This window comes from Sphingomonas sp. H160509, assembly GCF_024124765.2.
In the GTDB taxonomy this organism is placed as follows: Bacteria; Pseudomonadota; Alphaproteobacteria; order Sphingomonadales; family Sphingomonadaceae; genus Sphingomonas.
Genome location: NZ_JAMXSR020000002.1, coordinates 3117518 through 3134978, shown reverse-complemented (window position 1 = coordinate 3134978; position 17461 = coordinate 3117518). Strand labels below are relative to the sequence as shown.

General features: G+C 66.0%; 14 protein-coding genes and 5 pseudogenes. 13 read left to right on the top strand and 6 right to left on the bottom strand.

Features of this window, described 5'->3' with window-relative positions:
- Positions 1-62: 62 nt before the first annotated feature.
- Both sciP and NHF48_RS17220 read right to left on the bottom strand, forming a co-directional pair.
- Positions 63-362: a CtrA inhibitor SciP gene (sciP, locus tag NHF48_RS17225; protein ID WP_056061087.1), complete on the bottom strand. Its 300-nt coding sequence runs from the start codon at positions 360-362 to the stop codon at positions 63-65.
- A gap of 102 nt (positions 363-464) precedes the next feature.
- Positions 465-692 (bottom strand): hypothetical protein, encoded by a 228-nt coding sequence (locus tag NHF48_RS17220; RefSeq protein WP_056061089.1) that lies wholly within the window; start codon positions 690-692, stop codon positions 465-467.
- A gap of 194 nt (positions 693-886) precedes the next feature.
- Between NHF48_RS17220 and mnmA the strand changes: the two genes are divergently transcribed.
- Together mnmA and NHF48_RS17210 are read left to right on the top strand one after the other, a co-directional pair.
- Entirely contained in the window at positions 887-2008 is a 1122-nt protein-coding gene (gene mnmA / locus NHF48_RS17215) for a tRNA 2-thiouridine(34) synthase MnmA (RefSeq protein WP_253071796.1), read from the top strand.
- 14 nt (positions 2009-2022) lie between these two features.
- Positions 2023-2295, top strand: coding sequence for a UvrB/UvrC motif-containing protein (locus NHF48_RS17210; RefSeq protein ID WP_253071795.1), 273 nt, complete (start codon positions 2023-2025; stop codon positions 2293-2295).
- A 156-nt stretch (positions 2296-2451) separates the two neighbouring features.
- On the opposite strand, the gene NHF48_RS17205 is transcribed toward NHF48_RS17210, so the two are convergent.
- From NHF48_RS17205 to pdxH, 3 genes are read right to left on the bottom strand one after another with little or no spacing between them, the layout of a single operon-like run.
- Positions 2452-3243: a PhzF family phenazine biosynthesis protein gene (locus tag NHF48_RS17205; RefSeq protein WP_253071794.1), complete on the bottom strand. Its 792-nt coding sequence runs from the start codon at positions 3241-3243 to the stop codon at positions 2452-2454.
- A gap of 10 nt (positions 3244-3253) precedes the next feature.
- Positions 3254-4201, bottom strand: coding sequence for a cation diffusion facilitator family transporter (locus tag NHF48_RS17200; protein WP_253071793.1), 948 nt, complete (start codon positions 4199-4201; stop codon positions 3254-3256).
- Positions 4198-4776, bottom strand: a complete 579-nt coding sequence (pdxH, locus tag NHF48_RS17195) for a pyridoxamine 5'-phosphate oxidase (RefSeq protein ID WP_253071792.1) — start codon at positions 4774-4776, stop codon at positions 4198-4200. The genes NHF48_RS17200 and pdxH overlap by 4 nt, the downstream gene beginning before the upstream one ends.
- A 110-nt stretch (positions 4777-4886) precedes the next feature.
- On the opposite strand from pdxH, the pseudogene ku reads away from it, so the two are divergent.
- The 4 genes and pseudogenes from ku to NHF48_RS17175 all read left to right on the top strand — a co-directional run bounded on the left by ku (position 4887) and on the right by NHF48_RS17175 (position 12267).
- Positions 4887-5769, top strand: a pseudogene (gene ku, locus NHF48_RS17190) (non-homologous end joining protein Ku).
- A 115-nt stretch (positions 5770-5884) separates the two neighbouring features.
- Positions 5885-8414: pseudogene (gene ligD / locus NHF48_RS17185) on the top strand (DNA ligase D).
- A 373-nt stretch (positions 8415-8787) separates the two neighbouring features.
- Positions 8788-11224, top strand: a pseudogene (locus NHF48_RS17180) (circularly permuted type 2 ATP-grasp protein).
- A gap of 149 nt (positions 11225-11373) precedes the next feature.
- A complete protein-coding gene (locus NHF48_RS17175; protein WP_253072469.1) occupies positions 11374-12267 on the top strand; it encodes a transglutaminase family protein in 894 nt (297 codons plus the stop codon).
- 116 nt (positions 12268-12383) lie between these two features.
- Here the strand turns inward: NHF48_RS17175 and NHF48_RS17170 are convergent, their stop codons facing one another.
- Positions 12384-12527, bottom strand: a complete 144-nt coding sequence (locus NHF48_RS17170; RefSeq protein WP_167397634.1) for a hypothetical protein — start codon at positions 12525-12527, stop codon at positions 12384-12386.
- 94 nt (positions 12528-12621) lie between these two features.
- On the opposite strand from NHF48_RS17170, the gene NHF48_RS17165 reads away from it, so the two are divergent.
- The 7 genes and pseudogenes from NHF48_RS17165 to NHF48_RS17130 all read left to right on the top strand — a co-directional run bounded on the left by NHF48_RS17165 (position 12622) and on the right by NHF48_RS17130 (position 17440).
- Complete coding sequence (locus NHF48_RS17165) at positions 12622-13560, top strand: DnaJ C-terminal domain-containing protein (RefSeq protein WP_253071791.1); 939 nt, start codon at positions 12622-12624, stop codon at positions 13558-13560.
- A gap of 82 nt (positions 13561-13642) precedes the next feature.
- Positions 13643-14519 (top strand): annotated as a pseudogene (locus tag NHF48_RS17160) (YihY/virulence factor BrkB family protein).
- A 23-nt stretch (positions 14520-14542) separates the two neighbouring features.
- Positions 14543-15334, top strand: coding sequence for an enoyl-ACP reductase FabI (gene fabI, locus NHF48_RS17155; RefSeq protein ID WP_253072468.1), 792 nt, complete (start codon positions 14543-14545; stop codon positions 15332-15334).
- A gap of 9 nt (positions 15335-15343) precedes the next feature.
- Complete coding sequence (locus NHF48_RS17150) at positions 15344-15604, top strand: DUF4160 domain-containing protein (protein WP_253071790.1); 261 nt, start codon at positions 15344-15346, stop codon at positions 15602-15604.
- Positions 15573-15827 carry a DUF2442 domain-containing protein gene (locus NHF48_RS17145; RefSeq protein WP_208622480.1) on the top strand — a complete coding sequence of 85 codons (255 nt, stop codon included), beginning with the start codon at positions 15573-15575 and terminating at the stop codon, positions 15825-15827. Before NHF48_RS17150 ends, NHF48_RS17145 begins: the two co-directional genes overlap by 32 nt.
- Positions 15824-16892 (top strand): annotated as a pseudogene (gene aroC, locus NHF48_RS25335) (chorismate synthase). The gene NHF48_RS17145 and the pseudogene aroC overlap by 4 nt, the downstream one beginning before the upstream one ends.
- A 56-nt stretch (positions 16893-16948) precedes the next feature.
- Positions 16949-17440, top strand: a complete 492-nt coding sequence (locus NHF48_RS17130; protein ID WP_253071788.1) for a hypothetical protein — start codon at positions 16949-16951, stop codon at positions 17438-17440.
- The last annotated feature ends 21 nt before the right edge of the window (positions 17441-17461 follow it).

Genomic DNA, 17461 nt, shown 5'->3' with positions numbered 1-17461 from the left:
GCGATGGCGGAAAGACGTGCGAACGGCGTTTTTTGTTCCGCTCGCGTTTTGAGTTTTGCTCCTCAATACTTTTGTTGGCGCTCGTACAACGACTTATAGTGCTGGATCCGCGTCACGCGCAGTCCGGGCATTCCCGACCGATCGATCGCCCGCTGCCATCCGGCGAACTCCTCGACCGTCAGGCCGTAGCGCGCACAGACATCGTCGACACTCAGCAGCCCGCCATTCACGGCAGCGACGACTTCGGCCTTGCGCCGCACGACCCAGCGCGTGGTGCTGGGCGGTGGCAGGCTGTCCAGCGTCAGCTGCTCGCCCAATGGCCCGATGACCTTGCCGGGACGGATTTTCTGGTTCTCGATCATTTGAAACCTCTGGTCGGGGCGGGGGCCCCCTCTCGATACGCACACACGACCTGTAATCGCAGGTCTTGAAGATCGGCTGAAACGCCGCGGTAAACAGCATCTTCATTCCTCCTTCCAACGGGTCAACGCCGCGGCCATCGGCCCGTTGAACGCACCGTGGAGCGGCGCGAACAACTTCGGATCGATCGTGGCGCGAGCAAATCCCGCCTGCACCGCCGCTGTCGGGCTCGCTGCCTGTCGGGCGGCGATACCGACGATCAGGACGGCCAGGTCACCCGGAAGAACGGTGACCTCTGCGTCGCGATCGAAACGGGGAAAACTCAGGTCCAACGGGTCACTCGCTTCATTCTCGGAAGCCCCTGTCTAGGCCAAGGGGATGAAGACTGCGTAAAACACCCGCCACGCAGTGGCCGATTTGTTGCATCGGGCCGTTCGCCGGTCGCATTTTTCACTCGCTTTGACCTGATCGAGGTTAACCGACGCATCTTTTGCAACGCGGTGCCTCCGCGCTTATGTAGCGCCGCATGGATCAGACCGATTTTCAGCTCGGGGCCAGCGCCGATACGGGCATGGCCGGAAAGCGCATCGTCGTGGCGATGTCGGGCGGGGTCGACAGTTCGGTCGTCGCCGCGCTCGCGCATGCCACCGGCGCCGAGACCATCGGCGTGACGCTCCAGCTCTACGATCACGGCGAGGCGATCGGCCGCGCAGGCTCGTGCTGCGCCGGCCGCGATATCCGCGACGCCCGCGCGGTCTGCGACCGGCTGGGGATCGCGCATTACGTGTTCGATCACGAAACCAGCTTCCGTGAGCAAGTCGTCGACAAGTTCGCCGACGAGTATCTCGCCGGTCGCACGCCGATCCCGTGCGTCCAGTGCAACATGGGGCCAAAGTTCACCGACCTGCTGAAGCTCGCGCGCGATCTCGGTGCGGATTGCCTGGCGACCGGCCATTATGTCCGCCGGGTCGAAGGCGCGCACGGTGCCGAACTCCACCGCGGCGCCGATCCCGCCCGCGACCAGAGCTATTTCCTGTTCGCGACCACGCAGGCGCAGCTCGATTACCTGCGCTTTCCGCTCGGCGGCCTACCCAAGGCGCGCGTCCGCGAGATCGCGGCGGAACTCGGGCTCGGCGTTGCAGCCAAACCTGACAGCCAGGACATCTGCTTCGTCCCGGACGGCGACTACGCGGGCCTGGTCAAGAAACTACGCCCCGAGGCGGCGGAAACGGCGGGCGACATCGTCGACCTCGGCGGCACGAAACTCGGCGAGCATCGCGGGCTGATCCACTTCACCGTCGGCCAGCGCCGCGGGCTGGAGATCGGGGGCAGTCCCGAGCCGCTCTACGTCGTGCGAGTCGAGCCTGAGACCAAGCGGGTCGTCGTCGGCCCCCGTCGCGCGCTCGCGGTCGAGGCGGCGCGGATGACCGACATCAACTGGCTGGGTGGCGATTTCACCGGGCCGCTGACGGCCAAGGTGCGATCGATGGCCAAGCCCGTCCCCGCCCGCCTGGTCGGCGACCGCGTGGTGTTCGATGCGCCGGAATACGGCGTCGCACCGGGTCAGGCGGCGGTGCTGTATGCGGGCGAGCGCGTCCTCGGCGGCGGCTGGATCGCGGAGACCGAAGCGGCACTCGTCGCCGCCTGACGCGTTGAGGCGGCATGGATATCGAAAATCTACGCCGCCAGATGGAAGCCGCCGCCGCGGCGATGGATTTCGAGACCGCGGGAAAGTTGCGCGATCAGATCAGTGTGTTGCGCGGCGGCGGCGAGAGTACCGACACATCCGGCCTTACTCGCCAGCAGCCCGGCGCGATGGGTCTCGGCACCAGCCAGCAACGCATGACCCCGCCGTCGGGTTGGGTGAAACCGAAAAAGCCCGATCCGATGACCAAGGGGGCGCAAGCGGTAGCTCTTCTTCGCCCCCCTCCCTGAAAGGGAGGGGGTTGGGGTGGGTAGGCCGGCTCGAGTCACGCGCGTTCCGAGAACGCGGAAGCCGACCCACCCCCGGCCCCTCCCTTCCAGGGAGGGGGAAGCAACAGGAAGATCACCACGATGATCCCCCCCGGGGCATTGTCAGCGGCGCCTAAATCATTGCAGCAGGAAGGTGCCTTCGATCGTCGTCACGCACGATCCGCCCAACACCACCCGGCCGCCTTCAAGGCGACACGTCAGCTTCCCGCCACGCGCGCTCGCTTGGTACGCGGTGAAGCTGTTCCCCAAGGTCGGCGCCCAATACGGCACCATCACCGCATGCGCCGAGCCCGTCACCGGATCCTCGTCGATCGCGTAGTACGGCGTGAACACGCGGCTGACGATGTCGGTCGCCTCCCCCCGCGCCGCAACGATCGCGACGATCGGGAACTTCGCCAGCGCCGCAAAGTCCGGCTTCAGGTCGCGCACCACGGCCTCGTCGTCGACAATGACGAGCGCATAGCCCTTCTCATGCCACAGCGTCTCGACGGGCGACTCGATGTTCAACGCCGCGACAATCTCCGGAATCGCCTTCGGGCTCGGTCCCCAAGCCGGGAGTTCCAGCGTATACCCGCTGTCCGCCCGAGCAACCTCGAGCATCCCCGCCTGCCGCGTCCGAAACCGCACCCGGTCGAGCGCGGTATCCGACGACAGCACGAAATGCCCACTCGCCAGCGTCGCGTGGCCGCACAGCGCCACCTCCGCCCCCGGCGTGAACCAGCGCAGGTCAAAATCAACACCCTCGTCGTCCGAAGCAACGATGAACGCGGTCTCGCTCAGGTTGTTCTCCTGCGCGATGTTCAGCAGCACGGCGTCGTCGAGCCACGCCGACAGCGGCATCACCGCCGCCTGGTTGCCGCCGAACGGCGTGTCGGAAAACGCATCGATCTGCGCGAACGGTATTCTCATGCTTAAGTCCTCAAACCCGCTTACCAAACCAATGCGGCGTCACGTCCGCCTCGACCAGCGGATTGTCGGTGTCGACATGCCCCTCGGGATCGAGATGGATCAGCACCTCGACCTTCGGAAACGCGGTGCGCAAGTTTCGCTCGACGGCCTCGACGATGTCGTGCGCGTGTTCCACGGTCAGGTCGCGCGCGACCTCCATGTGGAACTGCGCGAAATCGTGGCTGCCAGAGCGGCGCGTGCGGAAATCATGGATTCCCCGAATACCGGGCTGGCGCGCGGCGACGTCAAGGAATTGCGCCCGAAAATCCTCGGGCCATTCCTTGTCCATCAGTTGGTCGATCGCGTTCGACGATGCCTGAAACGCACCCCAGGCGAGCCACAACGCGATGACGATGCCGAAGATCGGATCCGCGCCGCTCCAGCCGATATATTGATCGAGCACCAGCGCGACGATGACCGAGCCGTTGAGCAGCACGTCGGACTGATAATGGACGTTGTCGGCGAGAATCGCGACCGAGCCGGTCTGGCGGATGATCCGGCGCTGATAGGCGAGCAGGACCACCGTTGCCGCGATCGCGACCACCGATACACCGATGCCGAACTCGGCGCCCGTGGTCGGCTGCGGATCGCCGAACGCGAGGATCGCGCGCCAAGCGATGCCGACCGCCGATGCGGTGATCAGCATGACCTGGAACAGCGCGGCGAGCGCCTCCGCCTTGCCGTGGCCGAAGCGGTGGTCGTGATCCGCCGGCGTCGCCGCGAGCCGCACGCCGTACAGCGTGACCAGCGACGCGAGCAGATCGAGCGCGGTATCGGCGAGCGAACCGAGCATCGCCACCGAGCCCGTCGACCATGCCGCGAAACCCTTCAGCAGCAGCAGGAAACACGCCATCGCGACGCTGGCGAGCGCCGCGCGGGTTGCGAGGGGTATGACCTTGCGCCGTTCGTCCTGCGTCATGGGAACAACAGCCCCTCGCTCCAATTGCCGTCTTCGCGAACGAACAGCCGCCGTTCGTGGAGACGATGCGCGCGATCCTGCCAGAACTCGATCCGCGTCGGCGTAACACGGTAGCCACCCCAATGCGGCGGCCTCGGCACGTCCTGGCCTTCGAACTTCGCGGTCATTTCGGCAAAGCGCTGCTCGAACGTCTCGCGGCTGTCGAGCGGCCGGGACTGCTCCGACGCCCAGGCGCCAAGCTGCGAATCACGACCACGCGAGGCGAAATAGGCGTCCGACTCTTCGTCCGTCGCCCATGACACCGGACCCTCGATCCGGATCTGGCGGCGCAGCGACTTCCAGTGGAACAGCAGCGCACCCTGCGGATTGGCGGCGAGTTCGCCGGCCTTGCGGCTTTCGCGGTTGGTATAGATCACGAAGCCGTCCGGGCCGTGGCCCTTCAACAGCACCATGCGCACCGACGGCCGCCCCTCGGCGTCGGCCGTCGCGAGCGCGACCGCGTTCGGGTCGTTCGGCTCGGACTGCTTGGCCTCGGCGTACCAGCTATCGAACAGCGTGAAGGGATCGTCTGACATGCCGCGCGCCATAGCGGGATTTGGCGCGGAACGAAACTTTGGAACGACTCTACCGTGCCGATGATTGACCCAGGTAATCGAATCGTTTCCGCAACGAAGGAACACGCAGGGTGGCAGCGCGCGCATATTGGCAGGGGGCAGATCCGACTGGCCCTCGTCTCGATCCCGGTCGAGATCTATTCCGCGACGAAGTCCGGCGCGGCGGTGTCGTTCAAGCAGATCCACGAGCCGTCGGGCCAGCCGATCCATTACGACAAGGTCGTCACCGGCGTCGGCCCGGTCGACGCCGACGAGATCATGAAGGGCTATGAGGTCTCGAAGGGCGAATACGTCCTGCTGGAGCAGGACGAGATCGACGCGGTGAAGCTCGAATCGAAGAAGACGCTTGAGCTGACGCAGTTCGTCGATGCAAGCGAGATCGACGTGCTCTATTACGAAAAGCCGTATTTCGTGGTGCCCGCGGATGATCTCGCGGAGGAGGCGTTCATCGTTCTGCGCGAGGCGTTGAAGCGGACGAAGAAGGTCGGACTTGGCCAGTTGGCGATGCGTGGGCGCGAATATGTCGTGAGCCTGAAGCCGTGCGGGCGCGGGATGGTGCTGGAGACGCTTCGCTATGCCGACGAGGTGCACAAGGCGCAGGGTTATTTCCGCGAGATCCCCGACGACAAGCCGTCCGAGGAATTGCTCGAACTCGCCGAGGCACTGATCGAGAAGCGTAGCGCGGACTTCCATCCGCAGGAGTTCCACGATCGGTATGTCGATGCGCTGAAGGATTTGATCGAACGCAAGCGCAAGTCGAACGGGAAGAAGATCATCGAGGACAAGGACACCGGCGGGAAGACGGGATCGAACGTGGTCGATCTGATGGCGGCGTTGAAGAAGTCGATGGAGAAGAGCGGGGGCGCGACAGAGAAGACGCCGGCGAAGAAAGCTCCCGCCAAGCGCGCGCCGGCAAAAACGGCGGCCAAAGCGCCAGCCAAAAAACGTGCATAAGCTCCCATCCCTGGAAGGGGAGGGGGTTGGGGGTGGGTTACTCCCCGGAACCAGCGCTACGCCCGCCAAGCAGCCGACCCACCCCCGACCCCTCCCTTCCAGGGAGGGGGTGAAGATGACCGACGATCCCCTCGCCCTCTACAATTCGAAGCGGAACTTCACGAAAACCGCCGAGCCTGCGGGCACGCTAGCCCCCGGCAACGGCAACAGCTTCATGGTCCAGAAGCACGACGCGACCCGCCTCCACTGGGATTTCCGCCTCGAAATCGACGGCGTTCTGAAAAGCTGGGCCGTCACCCGCGGCCCCAGCCTCGACCCGAACGAAAAACGCCTCGCGGTCCGCACCGAGGACCATCCGCTAAGCTACGCCACCTTCGAAGGCACGATCCCCGCCGGCGAATATGGCGGCGGCACGGTGATGCTGTGGGACCGCGGGACCTGGTCGCCGATCAAGGGGAAATCGGCCAAGGACCTCGACAAGGGTCACCTCCACTTCGTCCTCGATGGCGAACGGATGAAAGGCGAATGGCTGCTGATCCGCCTGAAGCCCCGCGCAAAGGAAAAACGCGAGAACTGGCTGCTCAGGAAGATCGACGATGCGGCAGCCGGCGGCACCGACACGCTCGTCGAGGAAGCGCTGACCAGCGTCTCGACCGGCCGCACGATGGTCGAAATCGAGGAAGGCAAATCCTCCCCGGCACGGGGGAGGGGGACCAGCGAAGCTGGTGGAGGGGGCGACCCGCAAGAGTACCGCCAGCCGTAAAGGTGTCGCCAGCGGCAAGCCCCCCTCCACCACCGCGAAAGGTCGCGGCGGTCCCCCCTCCCCGTGCCGGGGAGGATTTTCAGGACCTACAACTCTGCACCCTCGTCGACGCCGTCCCCACCGGCTCCGCCTGGCTCCACGAAGTCAAATACGACGGCTACCGCGCGCTGATCTCCGTCGCCAACGGCAAGGCGAAAGTCTTCACCCGCACCGGCCTCGACTGGACCGACAAGTTCACCGCGATCGCTGACGCCGCCGCGAAACTCCCCGTAAAATCCGCGCTGATCGACGGCGAGATCGTCGCGTTCAAGGACGGCCACCCCGATTTCTCGACGCTGAAGGACGCGATCTCCGCCGGCGGCGACATGACGCTTTTCGCGTTCGACCTGCTCGCACTCGACGGCGAAGACCTGACCGGCCTCTCCAATCTCGACCGCAAGGCGCGGCTGCAACCGCTGATCCCCGAGAACGAGGACCGCCTCCGCTATTCCGACCACGTCATCGGCGCGGGCGAGCAATTGTTCGAGACGATGTGCCGCGAGGGCCTCGAAGGCATCGTCTCGAAACGCGCCGACGCGCCCTATGCGGGCAAGCGGACCAAGGCATGGCTCAAGGTCAAATGCACGCACCGCCAGGAATTCGTGATCGTCGGCTGGCTGCCCTCCAACAAGAAGCGCGGCTTCAAATCGCTCCTGCTCGGCGTGCGTGAGGGCAAAGGCTATCGGTATGCGGGGAAGGTCGGCACCGGGTTCGACCAGGCGCTGATGGACGAGATCCGCGACAAGCTCGACGCACTCGACCGCAAGACGCCCACGGTCGAGGCGCCAAAGGCAGCGGTCCGCGGCGCGAAGTGGGTGACGCCGAAACTGGTCGCGGAAGTCGCGTTTGCCGAAGTCACTCCGGACGGCGTGCTCCGCCATTCGAGCTTCATCGGCCTGCGCGAGGACAAAGCGGCTAAGGACGTCGTCGCCGAGACGCCCGCCCCGCCGCCCGATGTGGAGGAAGCCGCGGCACCCGCGACCAGCATAAAGGTCAGCAGCCGCGACCGCGTGATCTTCGACAAGTCGGACGTCACCAAAGGCGATTTGGCCGACTATTACGTCGCGGTCTCGGGGATCATGCTGCCGGTCGCGGGCAATCGCCCGATCAGCCTCGTCCGCTGCCCGCAAGGCCGATCACGCGCGTGCTTCTTCCAGAAACACGACGCTGGGAGCTTTGGCGACGCTGTCCACAAAGTGCCGATCCGCGAGAAGGACGGCTCGACCGAGGACTATCTGTATGTCGACGACGCGGACGGGCTGGTCGCGTGCGTGCAAATGGGGACGATCGAGTTCCACGGCTGGGGCTCGTCGAACGCGACCTTGGAGAAGCCGGACCGATTGATATTCGATCTCGATCCGGACGAGGGGCTCGACTTCGGCGATACGAAGAAGGCGGCTGAGCATCTCAAGAACCAGTTGGCGGAACTGGGGCTGGTCAGCTTCCCGATGCTGTCGGGGGGCAAGGGCGTGCACGTGGTCGTGCCGCTGACTCCGGACGCGGAGTGGCCGGCGGTGAAGGACTTCGCGGATCGCTTCGCGCGGGCGATGGCGGGGGGCGGATCCCGAGCGTTTCGTCGCGACGATGGCGAAGGCCAAGCGCAAGGGGCGGATCTTTATCGACTGGCTGCGCAACCAGCGCGGCGCAACGGCGGTGATGCCGTATTCGGCACGGGCTCGGGCGGGGGCGCCGGTGGCGGCGCCGGTATCGTGGACCGAATTGCGGGATATCGAGACTGCGGCGAGATGGGGAGTGCGGGATGGGGCTGAGTTGATCGAGAGGGGCCGGGTCGCGGGCGCTGGAAGGCTGGGGTGTCGCGGATCAGGTGTTGCCGGATTTTTGAGCTGCCCCCTCCACTAGCACCACGCCGGCGAAGGCCGGGGCCCAGTTGGTGAACGCTGCCTTCGGAGGGCAGCGCTCCGTTACGACCACCTTTCCAACTGGGCCCCGGCCTTCGCCGGGGTGGCGGCATTGGGAGGCGACAACTCATCCCCTTACTGGTCCCTCGCGAACGCGGGGGGCCAGGGTAACTGCACGCAACCCTTGGGATTCCTGGCCCCTCGCGTTCGCGAGGGAACAGGAGTAATGCGCGGCCCCCGCGACAATTTATGTTGCACCGCCGCGTCGAAAGGTGAAACACCGCCGCCTGTATTCGGGGGCTTGAGGCATTGAACACGGCGGACACGGCGACGCACACCGCGCCCCTTTTCGACGCGATGATCCATGCCGAACGCTGGATCGCCGATTATTGCGCGCGTAGCACCGGTGCTGATGTGCTCTGCGAAGATGCCGACCCCGCCTGGGCGGCGATGTTCGCCGAACTCGCGATGGTCGCCTCGGACGACCTCGGCCACATCCGCGAACGCGTCCAGCGGCATGCGGTCGATATCGGCACCGGCTTCCGCATCGCCGACGAACCCGATGAGCGCCCCTGGCCCGTCTCGCCCGTCCCGCTGCTGATCGAGGCCGGCGAATGGGCGGGGATCGAGCGCGGCGTGATCCAGCGCGCGACGTTGATGGAGACGGTGATCGCCGACCTCTACGGCGAGGGAAAGCTGGTCGCCGACGGCCGTATCCCCGCCGCGCTCGTCACCGGCAGCCCGTTCTTTCTGCGGCCCATGGTCGGGCTAGACCCGCCCGGCGGCCGCCATCTCGATTTCATCGCGATCGATCTCGGCCGCGGGCCGACCGGCGAATGGCGCGTGCTGGCCGATCACCTTCGCGCGCCCGCCGGTGCCGGGTATGCGCTGGAGAACCGGATCGCGGTCAGCCGCACGCTCGGGGATTGCAGGATCGGCTCAACGTCCAGCGCCACGCGCCGTTCTTCGCCGCGTTTCGCGCCGGGATCGCGGCGATGTGCAAGCGGACCGACCCGCGGATTGGGCTGCTGACGCCCGGCCGGTTCAACCCGAGCTATCCCGAACAAGCGCATCTCGCGCGCTATCTCGGGCTGTTGCTGGTCGAGGGCGCCGATCTCGCCGCGCTCGAGGACAAGGTGTATGTCCGCACGATTGGTGGGCTCAAGCGGATCGATGCGCTGTGGCGGCGGCTCGACCCGCGGCTGCTCGATCCGCTGGCGTTCGACACGCATTCGCAGATCGGCGTGCCCGGGCTGATCGACGCGTACGCCGCCGGCAACGTCGTGCTCTCGAATGCGCCGGGCTCGGCCGTGCTGGAGGCGCCGGCATTCTCGGCGTTCCTGCCGCAGCTGGCGAAATCGCTGCTCGGCGAAGACCTGCTCCTCCCCAACATCGCGACGTGGTGGTGTGGGCAAGACGGCGCGCGGGCGCAGGTCGAAGCCAATTTCGACCGCCTGCTGATCGGTCCGGCGTTCCATGCGCGGCCTCTCGGCATGACCGGCGGCCCGGTCACGGGCACCGACATTACCGGCGAAGACCGGACGCGTCTGCTCGCCGATATGGCGCGCAGGCCGCAAGATTATGTCGGACAGGAACTAGTCCAGCTCTCGACGATGCCGGTCGTGGTCGGCGATGCGCTGGTCCCCGCCCCTTCACCCTGCGTGTCTTCGCGGCGCGCGGTGGTGACGGCGAATGGACCGTCCTCCCGGGTGGGTTCGCGCGGATCGGCGAGCATCCCGACGCGCGGGCGGCGGTGATGGGCGAAGGCATCTGGTCCGCCGACGTCTGCATCTATGGTGCCGAGCCGGTCGCGCCCGTGTCGTTGCTGACCGCCGCGGACTCGCTTCAGGTGCGGCGCAATCCGGGGACGTTGCCGAGCCGGGTGGCGGACAATTTCTACTGGCTGGGGCGTTATCTTGAGCGCGGTGAGGCTCTGCTCGGCGCGATCCGCGTGATGCTCGGCAATTCGATCGACGTCGACGGCGGTGCAGTCTTGTCGCCAACCACGGTCGGCAAGCTGGTCGGGCTGATCGTCGGGGCGGGCAGCGCGCCGCACCCGCCATCGCTGCGGCGAGCCGACCTGACCGCGCTCGCCCGCACCGCGATGGAGGACGAGCGCTGGCAGTCGATCCTGACGCTCAACCGCCATGCGCGCGAGATCGGCGAAGGCTCGCGCGATCGGTTGTCGGCGGACATGGTGCGGTTGCTCGAGGCGCCCTTCCCTACGCATCGCGGAATGCTGGAGCGGGCCGGGTCGCTGCAACGACGCTACGCTGCGATCGCGGGGCTGTCGGCGGAGCATATGGGGCGGACGGCGGCGTGGCGGTTCCACGATCTCGGGCGGCGGATCGAGCGGGCGATGGCGATGGCGCGGGCGATCCGGTTGTTCGGGATGCCGGGCGCGTCGCCGGACGATCTGTCGGTGCTGCTCGACCTTGCCGATAGCCAGATCAGTTATCGGCAGCGCTATCCGACCGGAATCGCGCGCGTGCCGGTGATGGACTTGGTCGCGCTCGATCCGGGCAATCCGCGCTCGTTGGCGTTTTCGGCAGAGCGGATTGCGGCGCGGTTGGCGGAGTTGCCGGTGCTGAGCGACGACGAGATGGCGGAGCCGCAACAGTCTCAAGCGACCGGGTTGCAGGCGATCGTGATGACCGCGACCGCGGCGGAGCTGAATGCGGAAACGCTGGGGGATATCGAGCGGCGGCTCGGGGCGGTGTCGGATGCGCTGGCGCGGCGGTATTTCCTGCAGGGAGCGGAGCCGTTGCGGACTAGTGGGCTGACGTTGGCGTGAGGATAGACGTGCAAATCCTCCCCGGTACGGGGAGGGGGACCATGCAGCGCATGGTGGAGGGGGCTCTCCACCAGCGCACCGTTCGTGGCGCCCCCCCTCCACCACCAGCAAGCTGGCGGTCCCCCCTCCCCGTGCCGGGGAGGATTTTCATGATCTACGATATCCGCCACGTCACGACGTTCGATTACGGCGCGAGCGTCAAGTTCGCACGGTGCAATCTGCGGTTGAAGCCGATCGACTGGCCAGGACAGCACCTCGATTCCTATGCGTTGTCGGTGCACCCCGCCGGCCGCACCAGTGCCGCGCGGGCTGAGGCGGGGCTCGCCAACGTCACGCGATTGGTCGTCGACAGCCCGGTTCGCCACCTAACGATCGAGAGCCGGTCGCGGATGACGGTGGACCGCCTCGTGCCCGTGCCCGATGCGAGCGATCCGACGCTGGGCGAAATCGCGACGATGGCGCGGGCCAGCACCGATCTCTCCGCAGCTAGCCCCGCGAACTACATCTATCCTTCGTCGCTTATCCCGCTCGACCAAGCGATCGCCGACTATTGCGCGGTCGATCTCGACCCTTCGCGCGGCGCGCTGGAGGCCGGGATCGCGCTCGCGCGCCGGATCCAGGTAGAGTTCGAATTTGATGCGGACGCGACGTTGGTCGATACGCCGCCGCACGAGGCGTTCCTCCAGCGCAAGGGCGTGTGTCAGGATTTCGCGCAGATCATGATCACGGGCTTGCGCGCGGCTGGCCTGCCCGCCGCGTATGCGTCGGGATATATTCGGACGATCCCGCCCGAGGGTCAGCCGCGGCTGGTCGGGGCGGATGCGACGCATGCTTGGGTGTTGCTGTGGTGCGGGCCGGTGCGCGGTTGGGTCGGAGTCGATCCGACCAACGGGATCTGGATGGCGAGCGATCACATCGTGATGGCGGTCGGGCGGGACTATGCCGAGATCGCGCCGGTGGATGGGGTGGTGCTCGGGTCGGGGGCGCAGAACATGGATGTTAGTGTCGATGTCGCGCCGTTGGATGAGACTGTTCAGGCGTAAAATTCCGGAATCTGCTCTCCCGCGAAGGCGGGAGTCCAGGGCCACGAACGTGATCCATTGTTACCCTGGGCTCCCGCTTTCGCGGGAGAACACGCTGGGTCTGGAGTGTAGCGGTCTTACTTCTCGTCGTGCGGGTTCGGATACGAGCCGCCGCCACTCTCGCCGCCCTTGTCCTTGGCCGGCGCGTCGTTCACGCCGTCCTTTTCTTTCGCGCCATCGTCGTTCTTCGGCACACCCTGCATCGGTTGTTTGTCGGTCATGATCGTTCCTCTCGTGCAACCAAACACCCCGCGCGCAATTGCGTTGCGCGGCGCACCGCCCCACATAGACTCGCAAGGTATAATGGGGACGTAAGTGGCCGATCCGTACAAGACTCTGGGTGTAGCGCGCGACGCGACCGAAGCCGACATCAAGAAGGCGTACCGCAAGCTCGCGAAGGAGCTTCATCCCGATCGCAACAAGGACAATCCGAAGGCGTCGGAGCGGTTCAGCACGGTCACCAACGCGTACGACCTGCTGAACGACAAGGACAAGCGCGCCCGGTTCGATCGCGGCGAGATCGACGGCGACGGCAATCCCGCGTCGCCGTTCGGGTTCGGCGGCGGTGGCGGCGGGCGACCGCAACCCGGCGGCGGCTTCCGCAGCGAGGGCTATGAGACCGGCGCCGGCGGTGCCGACATGAGCGACATCTTCGAAGGCTTGTTCGGCGGCGCGCAGCGTGGCGGCGGCGGCGGATTCTCCGGCGGCTTCGGTCGGCGCCCGCAGCCCAAGGGCGAGAATGCCGCGTATCGCCTACAGGTGCCGTTCGTCGAGGCGGCAACGCTGGAGCCGCAGCGCGTGACGCTGGCGGACGGCAAGACGCTTGACCTCAAGCTCCCCGCCGGGGTCGAGAGCGGCACGCAGATGAAGCTGGCCGGCAAGGGCGAGCAGGGTCCGGGCGGCGCGGGCGATGCGATCCTCACTATCGAGGTCCAGCCGCACAAGTTCTTCACGCGCGACGGCGACGACGTCCGCCTCGACCTGCCGATCACGCTTGCCGAGGCGGTGCTGGGCGGCTCGGTCAAGGCACCGACGGTCGACAAGCCGGTCATGCTGACGATCCCCAAGGGCACGACCTCGGGCAAGACGCTGCGCCTCAAGGGCAAGGGTTTCCACAAGAAGGGCGGCACGCGGGGCGACCAGTTGGTCACGCTAATGATCGACATTCCCGCCAGCGATGCGGCGCTGACCGCGTTCATCGAAAGCTGGGATGGGCGCGAAGCGGGGAACCCTCGAGGGGCCATGGGCGTCTGAACGCCTTGTGAATGATAATACCCTAACGCCCGAAGCGCGCGCGCACGATCATGGTGCGACGCGCGCCCGTCTCACTCGTGGCATGGCGAAGGTCAGGCCAGGTAGCTACGCGTTCGAAATCGTCAAGCGGGCAGCCGTCGGCGTGTTCAACGATGGCTTCATCCACGCGGGGAACCTCGCCTATCTCGCGTTGATGACGGTGTTTCCGTTCTTCATCGTAGCCGCCGCGATCCTGTCGATCTTCGGCCAGAGCGTCGAGACGGTGCGCGCGGTCGAGTCGTTCCTCAACGTCCTGCCGCCCAATGTCGGCGACCTGTTGCGCAAGCCGATCGCCGACGTGCTCGCCGCGCGGACCGGGTCGCTGTTATGGCTCGGCGCGCTGGTCGGGCTGTGGACGGTCGGCAGCTTCGTCGAGACGATCCGCGACATCTTCCACCGCGCATATGGGATCAAGGCGACCGCGCCGTTCTGGAAATCGCGGCTCGGTTCGTCGTTCGTGATCGTCTGTTCGGTGATCATCGCGCTGTTGTCGTTCCTCGTCCAGGGTATCCTGACCGCGGCCGAGCAGTTCATCTATCGCCTCGTCCCCTTCGCGCAGGACGCCGCCGGCTGGGTCGGGCTGTCGCGGCTGATCCCCCGGATTGCTCATGTTCGGCGCGCTGTACCTGCTGTTCTACTCGGTGACGCCGTCGCGCTATCGCTATTCGAAATGCCGCAAATGGCCGGGGGCGCTGTTCACCACCGCCTGGTGGGTCAGCGCAACCGCGTTGCTGCCGGTGATCCTGTCGCGTCTCGGTGGGTACGACCTCACCTATGGCAGCCTGGCGGGCGTCGTCATCATGCTGTTATTTTTCTATGTCATCGGGCTCGGTCTCGTATTCGGTGCGCATCTCAACGCGGCACTGGCGGAACCACCCGAAACAACGCTAGAGCAGCCTGCTACGGATATGCAGGTATAGGCGGGGACGGCGTGAACGGTTTGATGGCGGGCAAGCGTGGGCTGATCATGGGCTTGGCGAACGACAAGTCGCTGGCTTGGGGGATCGCCAAGAAGCTGTCCGAGGCGGGCGCTGAGCTCGCGTTCAGCTATCAGGGCGAGACAATGGAGAAACGCGTGCGCCCGCTCGCCGAGCAATTGGGCGTGGCGCGGCTCTTCGATTGCGACGTGTCGGACATGGGCGCGCTCGATGCGACCTTCGACAAGCTGGCCGAGGAGTGGCCGACGATCGACTTCGTCGTCCACGCGATCGGCTTTTCGGACAAGAACGAGTTGCGCGGCCGGTTCGTCGACACCAGCCTCGACAATTTCCTGATGACGATGAACATCTCGGTCTATTCGTTCGTCGCGGTGGCGCAGCGCGCGGCCAGGATGATGACCGAGGGCGGCGCGATGCTGACGCTCAGCTATTACGGCGCGGAGAAGGTCATCCCGCATTACAACGTGATGGGGGTCGCGAAGGCGGCGCTGGAGACAAGCGTTCAGTATCTCGCGGTCGATCTGGGCCGCGACAATATTCGCGTGAATGCGATCTCGGCGGGGCCGATCAAGACCCTGGCAGCGAGCGGGATCGGCGATTTCCGCCTGATCCTGAAGTGGAACGAGCTGAACTCGCCGCTCAAGCGCAACGTGACGATCGACGACGTCGGCGGCGCGGGGCTGTACCTGCTGAGCGACCTGGCTTCGGGCGTGACCGGTGAGACTCACCATGTCGACGCGGGTTACAACGTGATCGGCATGAAGGCCGAAGACGCGCCCGATATCGCTTTGGTATAGAGTTCAGCGATGCCCGTGATCTTCTCCGATCGCGGGTTTCGCTTCCATTTCTACTCCAGCGAAGGCGATCCGCGCGAGCCTATGCATGTGCACGTCGCAAAGCGCGATGAGGGTGATGCGAAGTTTTGGCTTTATCCCGAAGTGGCGATGGCCGATAACCGTGGACTGGATGCACGCACCCTGCGATGGCTCACCGAGCAGATAAGCCTTCGCAGGCCAGAGATCGTGAGCGCATGGCATGAGCATTTCGGTACGCCCGACGAGCGTTGAATTCGACGAGGACCAGATGTGGGTCCGGCTCGACGATGGCCGCACCCTGGGTGTTCCGCTCGCCTGGTATCCACGATTGCTGCACGGCTCACCCGCCGATCGGGGCAAAGTCTGGATCAGTCCGAGCGGCTTGCACTGGGACGAGCTCGACGAGGACATCTCGGTCCAGGGACTAATCGCCGGCCGCGGCGACATGACACGTACGAACCGCAACGCCGCATGAGCTTCAATACGTTCGGACGGCTGTTCCGCTTCACCACCTGGGGCGAGTCTCATGGGCCTGCACTGGGTGCGATCGTCGACGGGTGCCCTCCCGGCATCCCGCTGACCGAGGCCGACATTCAGCCTTGGCTCGACAAGCGCCGCCCCGGCACCTCGCGCTTCACGACGCAGCGGCGCGAGCCGGATACGGTCCGTATTCTCTCGGGCGTGTTCGAGGGGCGCACCACCGGCACGCCGATCAGCCTGATGATCGAGAATGTCGACCAGCGTTCGAAGGACTATTCGGACGTCGCCAAGGCCTATCGCCCCGGCCACGCCGACTATGCCTATGACGCCAAATACGGGTTCCGCGATTTCCGGGGTGGCGGGCGCTCGTCCGCTCGGGAGACGGCAGCGCGGGTCGCGGCCGGTGCGGTCGCGCGGCTCGTCGTGCCGCAGGTCCGCGTCCGCGCCTGGGTCGAGGCGATCGGTGGCGATGCGATCGATCCGGCGAACTTCGACGACGCGCAGATCGACCAGAACCCGTTCTTCTGCCCCGACGCCGAGGCAGCGCTCCGCTGGGAAGCGCTCGTCGACGCTGCTCGCAAATCAGGCTCGTCGCTCGGGTGCGGTGATCGCGTGCGAGGCGACTGGCGTCCCCGCAGGCTGGGGGGCGCCGCTCTACGCCAAGCTCGATTCCGAACTCGCGTCTGCATGCATGAGCATCAACGCGGTCAAGGGGATCGAGATCGGCGACGGGTTCGCTGCGGCCGCGCTGTCGGGTGAGGCCAATGCCGATCCGATGCGGCCGGGCGTCGATGGCCCCGAATTTCTCGCCAACCATGCCGGCGGCATCGCTGGAGGCATCGCGACCGGTCAGCCGATCCGCCTCCGCGTTGCGTTCAAGCCGACCAGTTCGATCCTCACCCCGGTCGAGACGATCAGCCCAACCGGCGAAGCCGCGACGATCGCCACCAAAGGGCGTCACGACCCATGCGTCGGCATCCGCGGAGTCCCCGTGGTCGAGGCGATGGTCGCTCTCGTGCTGGCCGACCAGGCACTGCTGCATCGAGGCCAGTGCGGCTGACGCTGGAACATAAGCCGGACTTAAGCGCTTGCCCTTCAATAACATAGGAGAGCGAAATGCGTATTCTGACTTCGATCGCAGCGGCAGCGTTGATCATTCCGGGCGTGGCAATGGCACAGACGGGCACCGGCGGCTCGATGGGTGGCACCACGGGTGGCACGATGAGCGGCAGCACCATGGGCGGTTCGACCGCAGGCAGCACGACCGGCGGCATGTCGACCGGCACGATGGACCAAGCCAACCCCTCAACCAGCACCCGTTCGACCACCACGCGCACGCAGCGTGGCACCAAGGCACGCAGCCGTACGCGTGGCACGACGTCGGGCACCATGAGCGGCACCGGCACGACGGGCAGCACGATGTCGGGTACGACCGGTAGCACGATGGGCGCCGACACCATGGGCGGCACGACTGGTACGATGGGTACCACAGGCACGATGGGCGGCTCGACCGGAACCATGGGCACCACGGGCACGATGGGTGGCACGACCACCGGCACGATGGGTTCGACCACGGGCGGGACGACCGGCACGACGACGCCGCGCTAATCCATCACCACCACGGTAAAT

Excerpts from the sequence above, each read along its gene's own strand:
- sciP (WP_056061087.1), bottom strand. The coding sequence starts at position 362 with ATGATCGAGAACCAGAAAATCCGTCCCGGCAAGGTCATCGGGCCATTG.
- mnmA (WP_253071796.1), top strand. The coding sequence starts at position 887 with ATGGATCAGACCGATTTTCAGCTCGGGGCCAGCGCCGATACGGGCATG.
- NHF48_RS17210 (WP_253071795.1), top strand. The coding sequence starts at position 2,023 with ATGGATATCGAAAATCTACGCCGCCAGATGGAAGCCGCCGCCGCGGCG.
- NHF48_RS17205 (WP_253071794.1), bottom strand. The coding sequence starts at position 3,243 with ATGAGAATACCGTTCGCGCAGATCGATGCGTTTTCCGACACGCCGTTC.
- NHF48_RS17200 (WP_253071793.1), bottom strand. The coding sequence starts at position 4,201 with ATGACGCAGGACGAACGGCGCAAGGTCATACCCCTCGCAACCCGCGCG.
- pdxH (WP_253071792.1), bottom strand. The coding sequence starts at position 4,776 with ATGTCAGACGATCCCTTCACGCTGTTCGATAGCTGGTACGCCGAGGCC.
- NHF48_RS17175 (WP_253072469.1), top strand. The coding sequence starts at position 11,374 with ATGATCTACGATATCCGCCACGTCACGACGTTCGATTACGGCGCGAGC.
- NHF48_RS17170 (WP_167397634.1), bottom strand. The coding sequence starts at position 12,527 with ATGACCGACAAACAACCGATGCAGGGTGTGCCGAAGAACGACGATGGC.
- fabI (WP_253072468.1), top strand. The coding sequence starts at position 14,543 with ATGGCGGGCAAGCGTGGGCTGATCATGGGCTTGGCGAACGACAAGTCG.
- NHF48_RS17150 (WP_253071790.1), top strand. The coding sequence starts at position 15,344 with ATGCCCGTGATCTTCTCCGATCGCGGGTTTCGCTTCCATTTCTACTCC.
- NHF48_RS17145 (WP_208622480.1), top strand. The coding sequence starts at position 15,573 with ATGAGCATTTCGGTACGCCCGACGAGCGTTGAATTCGACGAGGACCAG.
- NHF48_RS17130 (WP_253071788.1), top strand. The coding sequence starts at position 16,949 with ATGCGTATTCTGACTTCGATCGCAGCGGCAGCGTTGATCATTCCGGGC.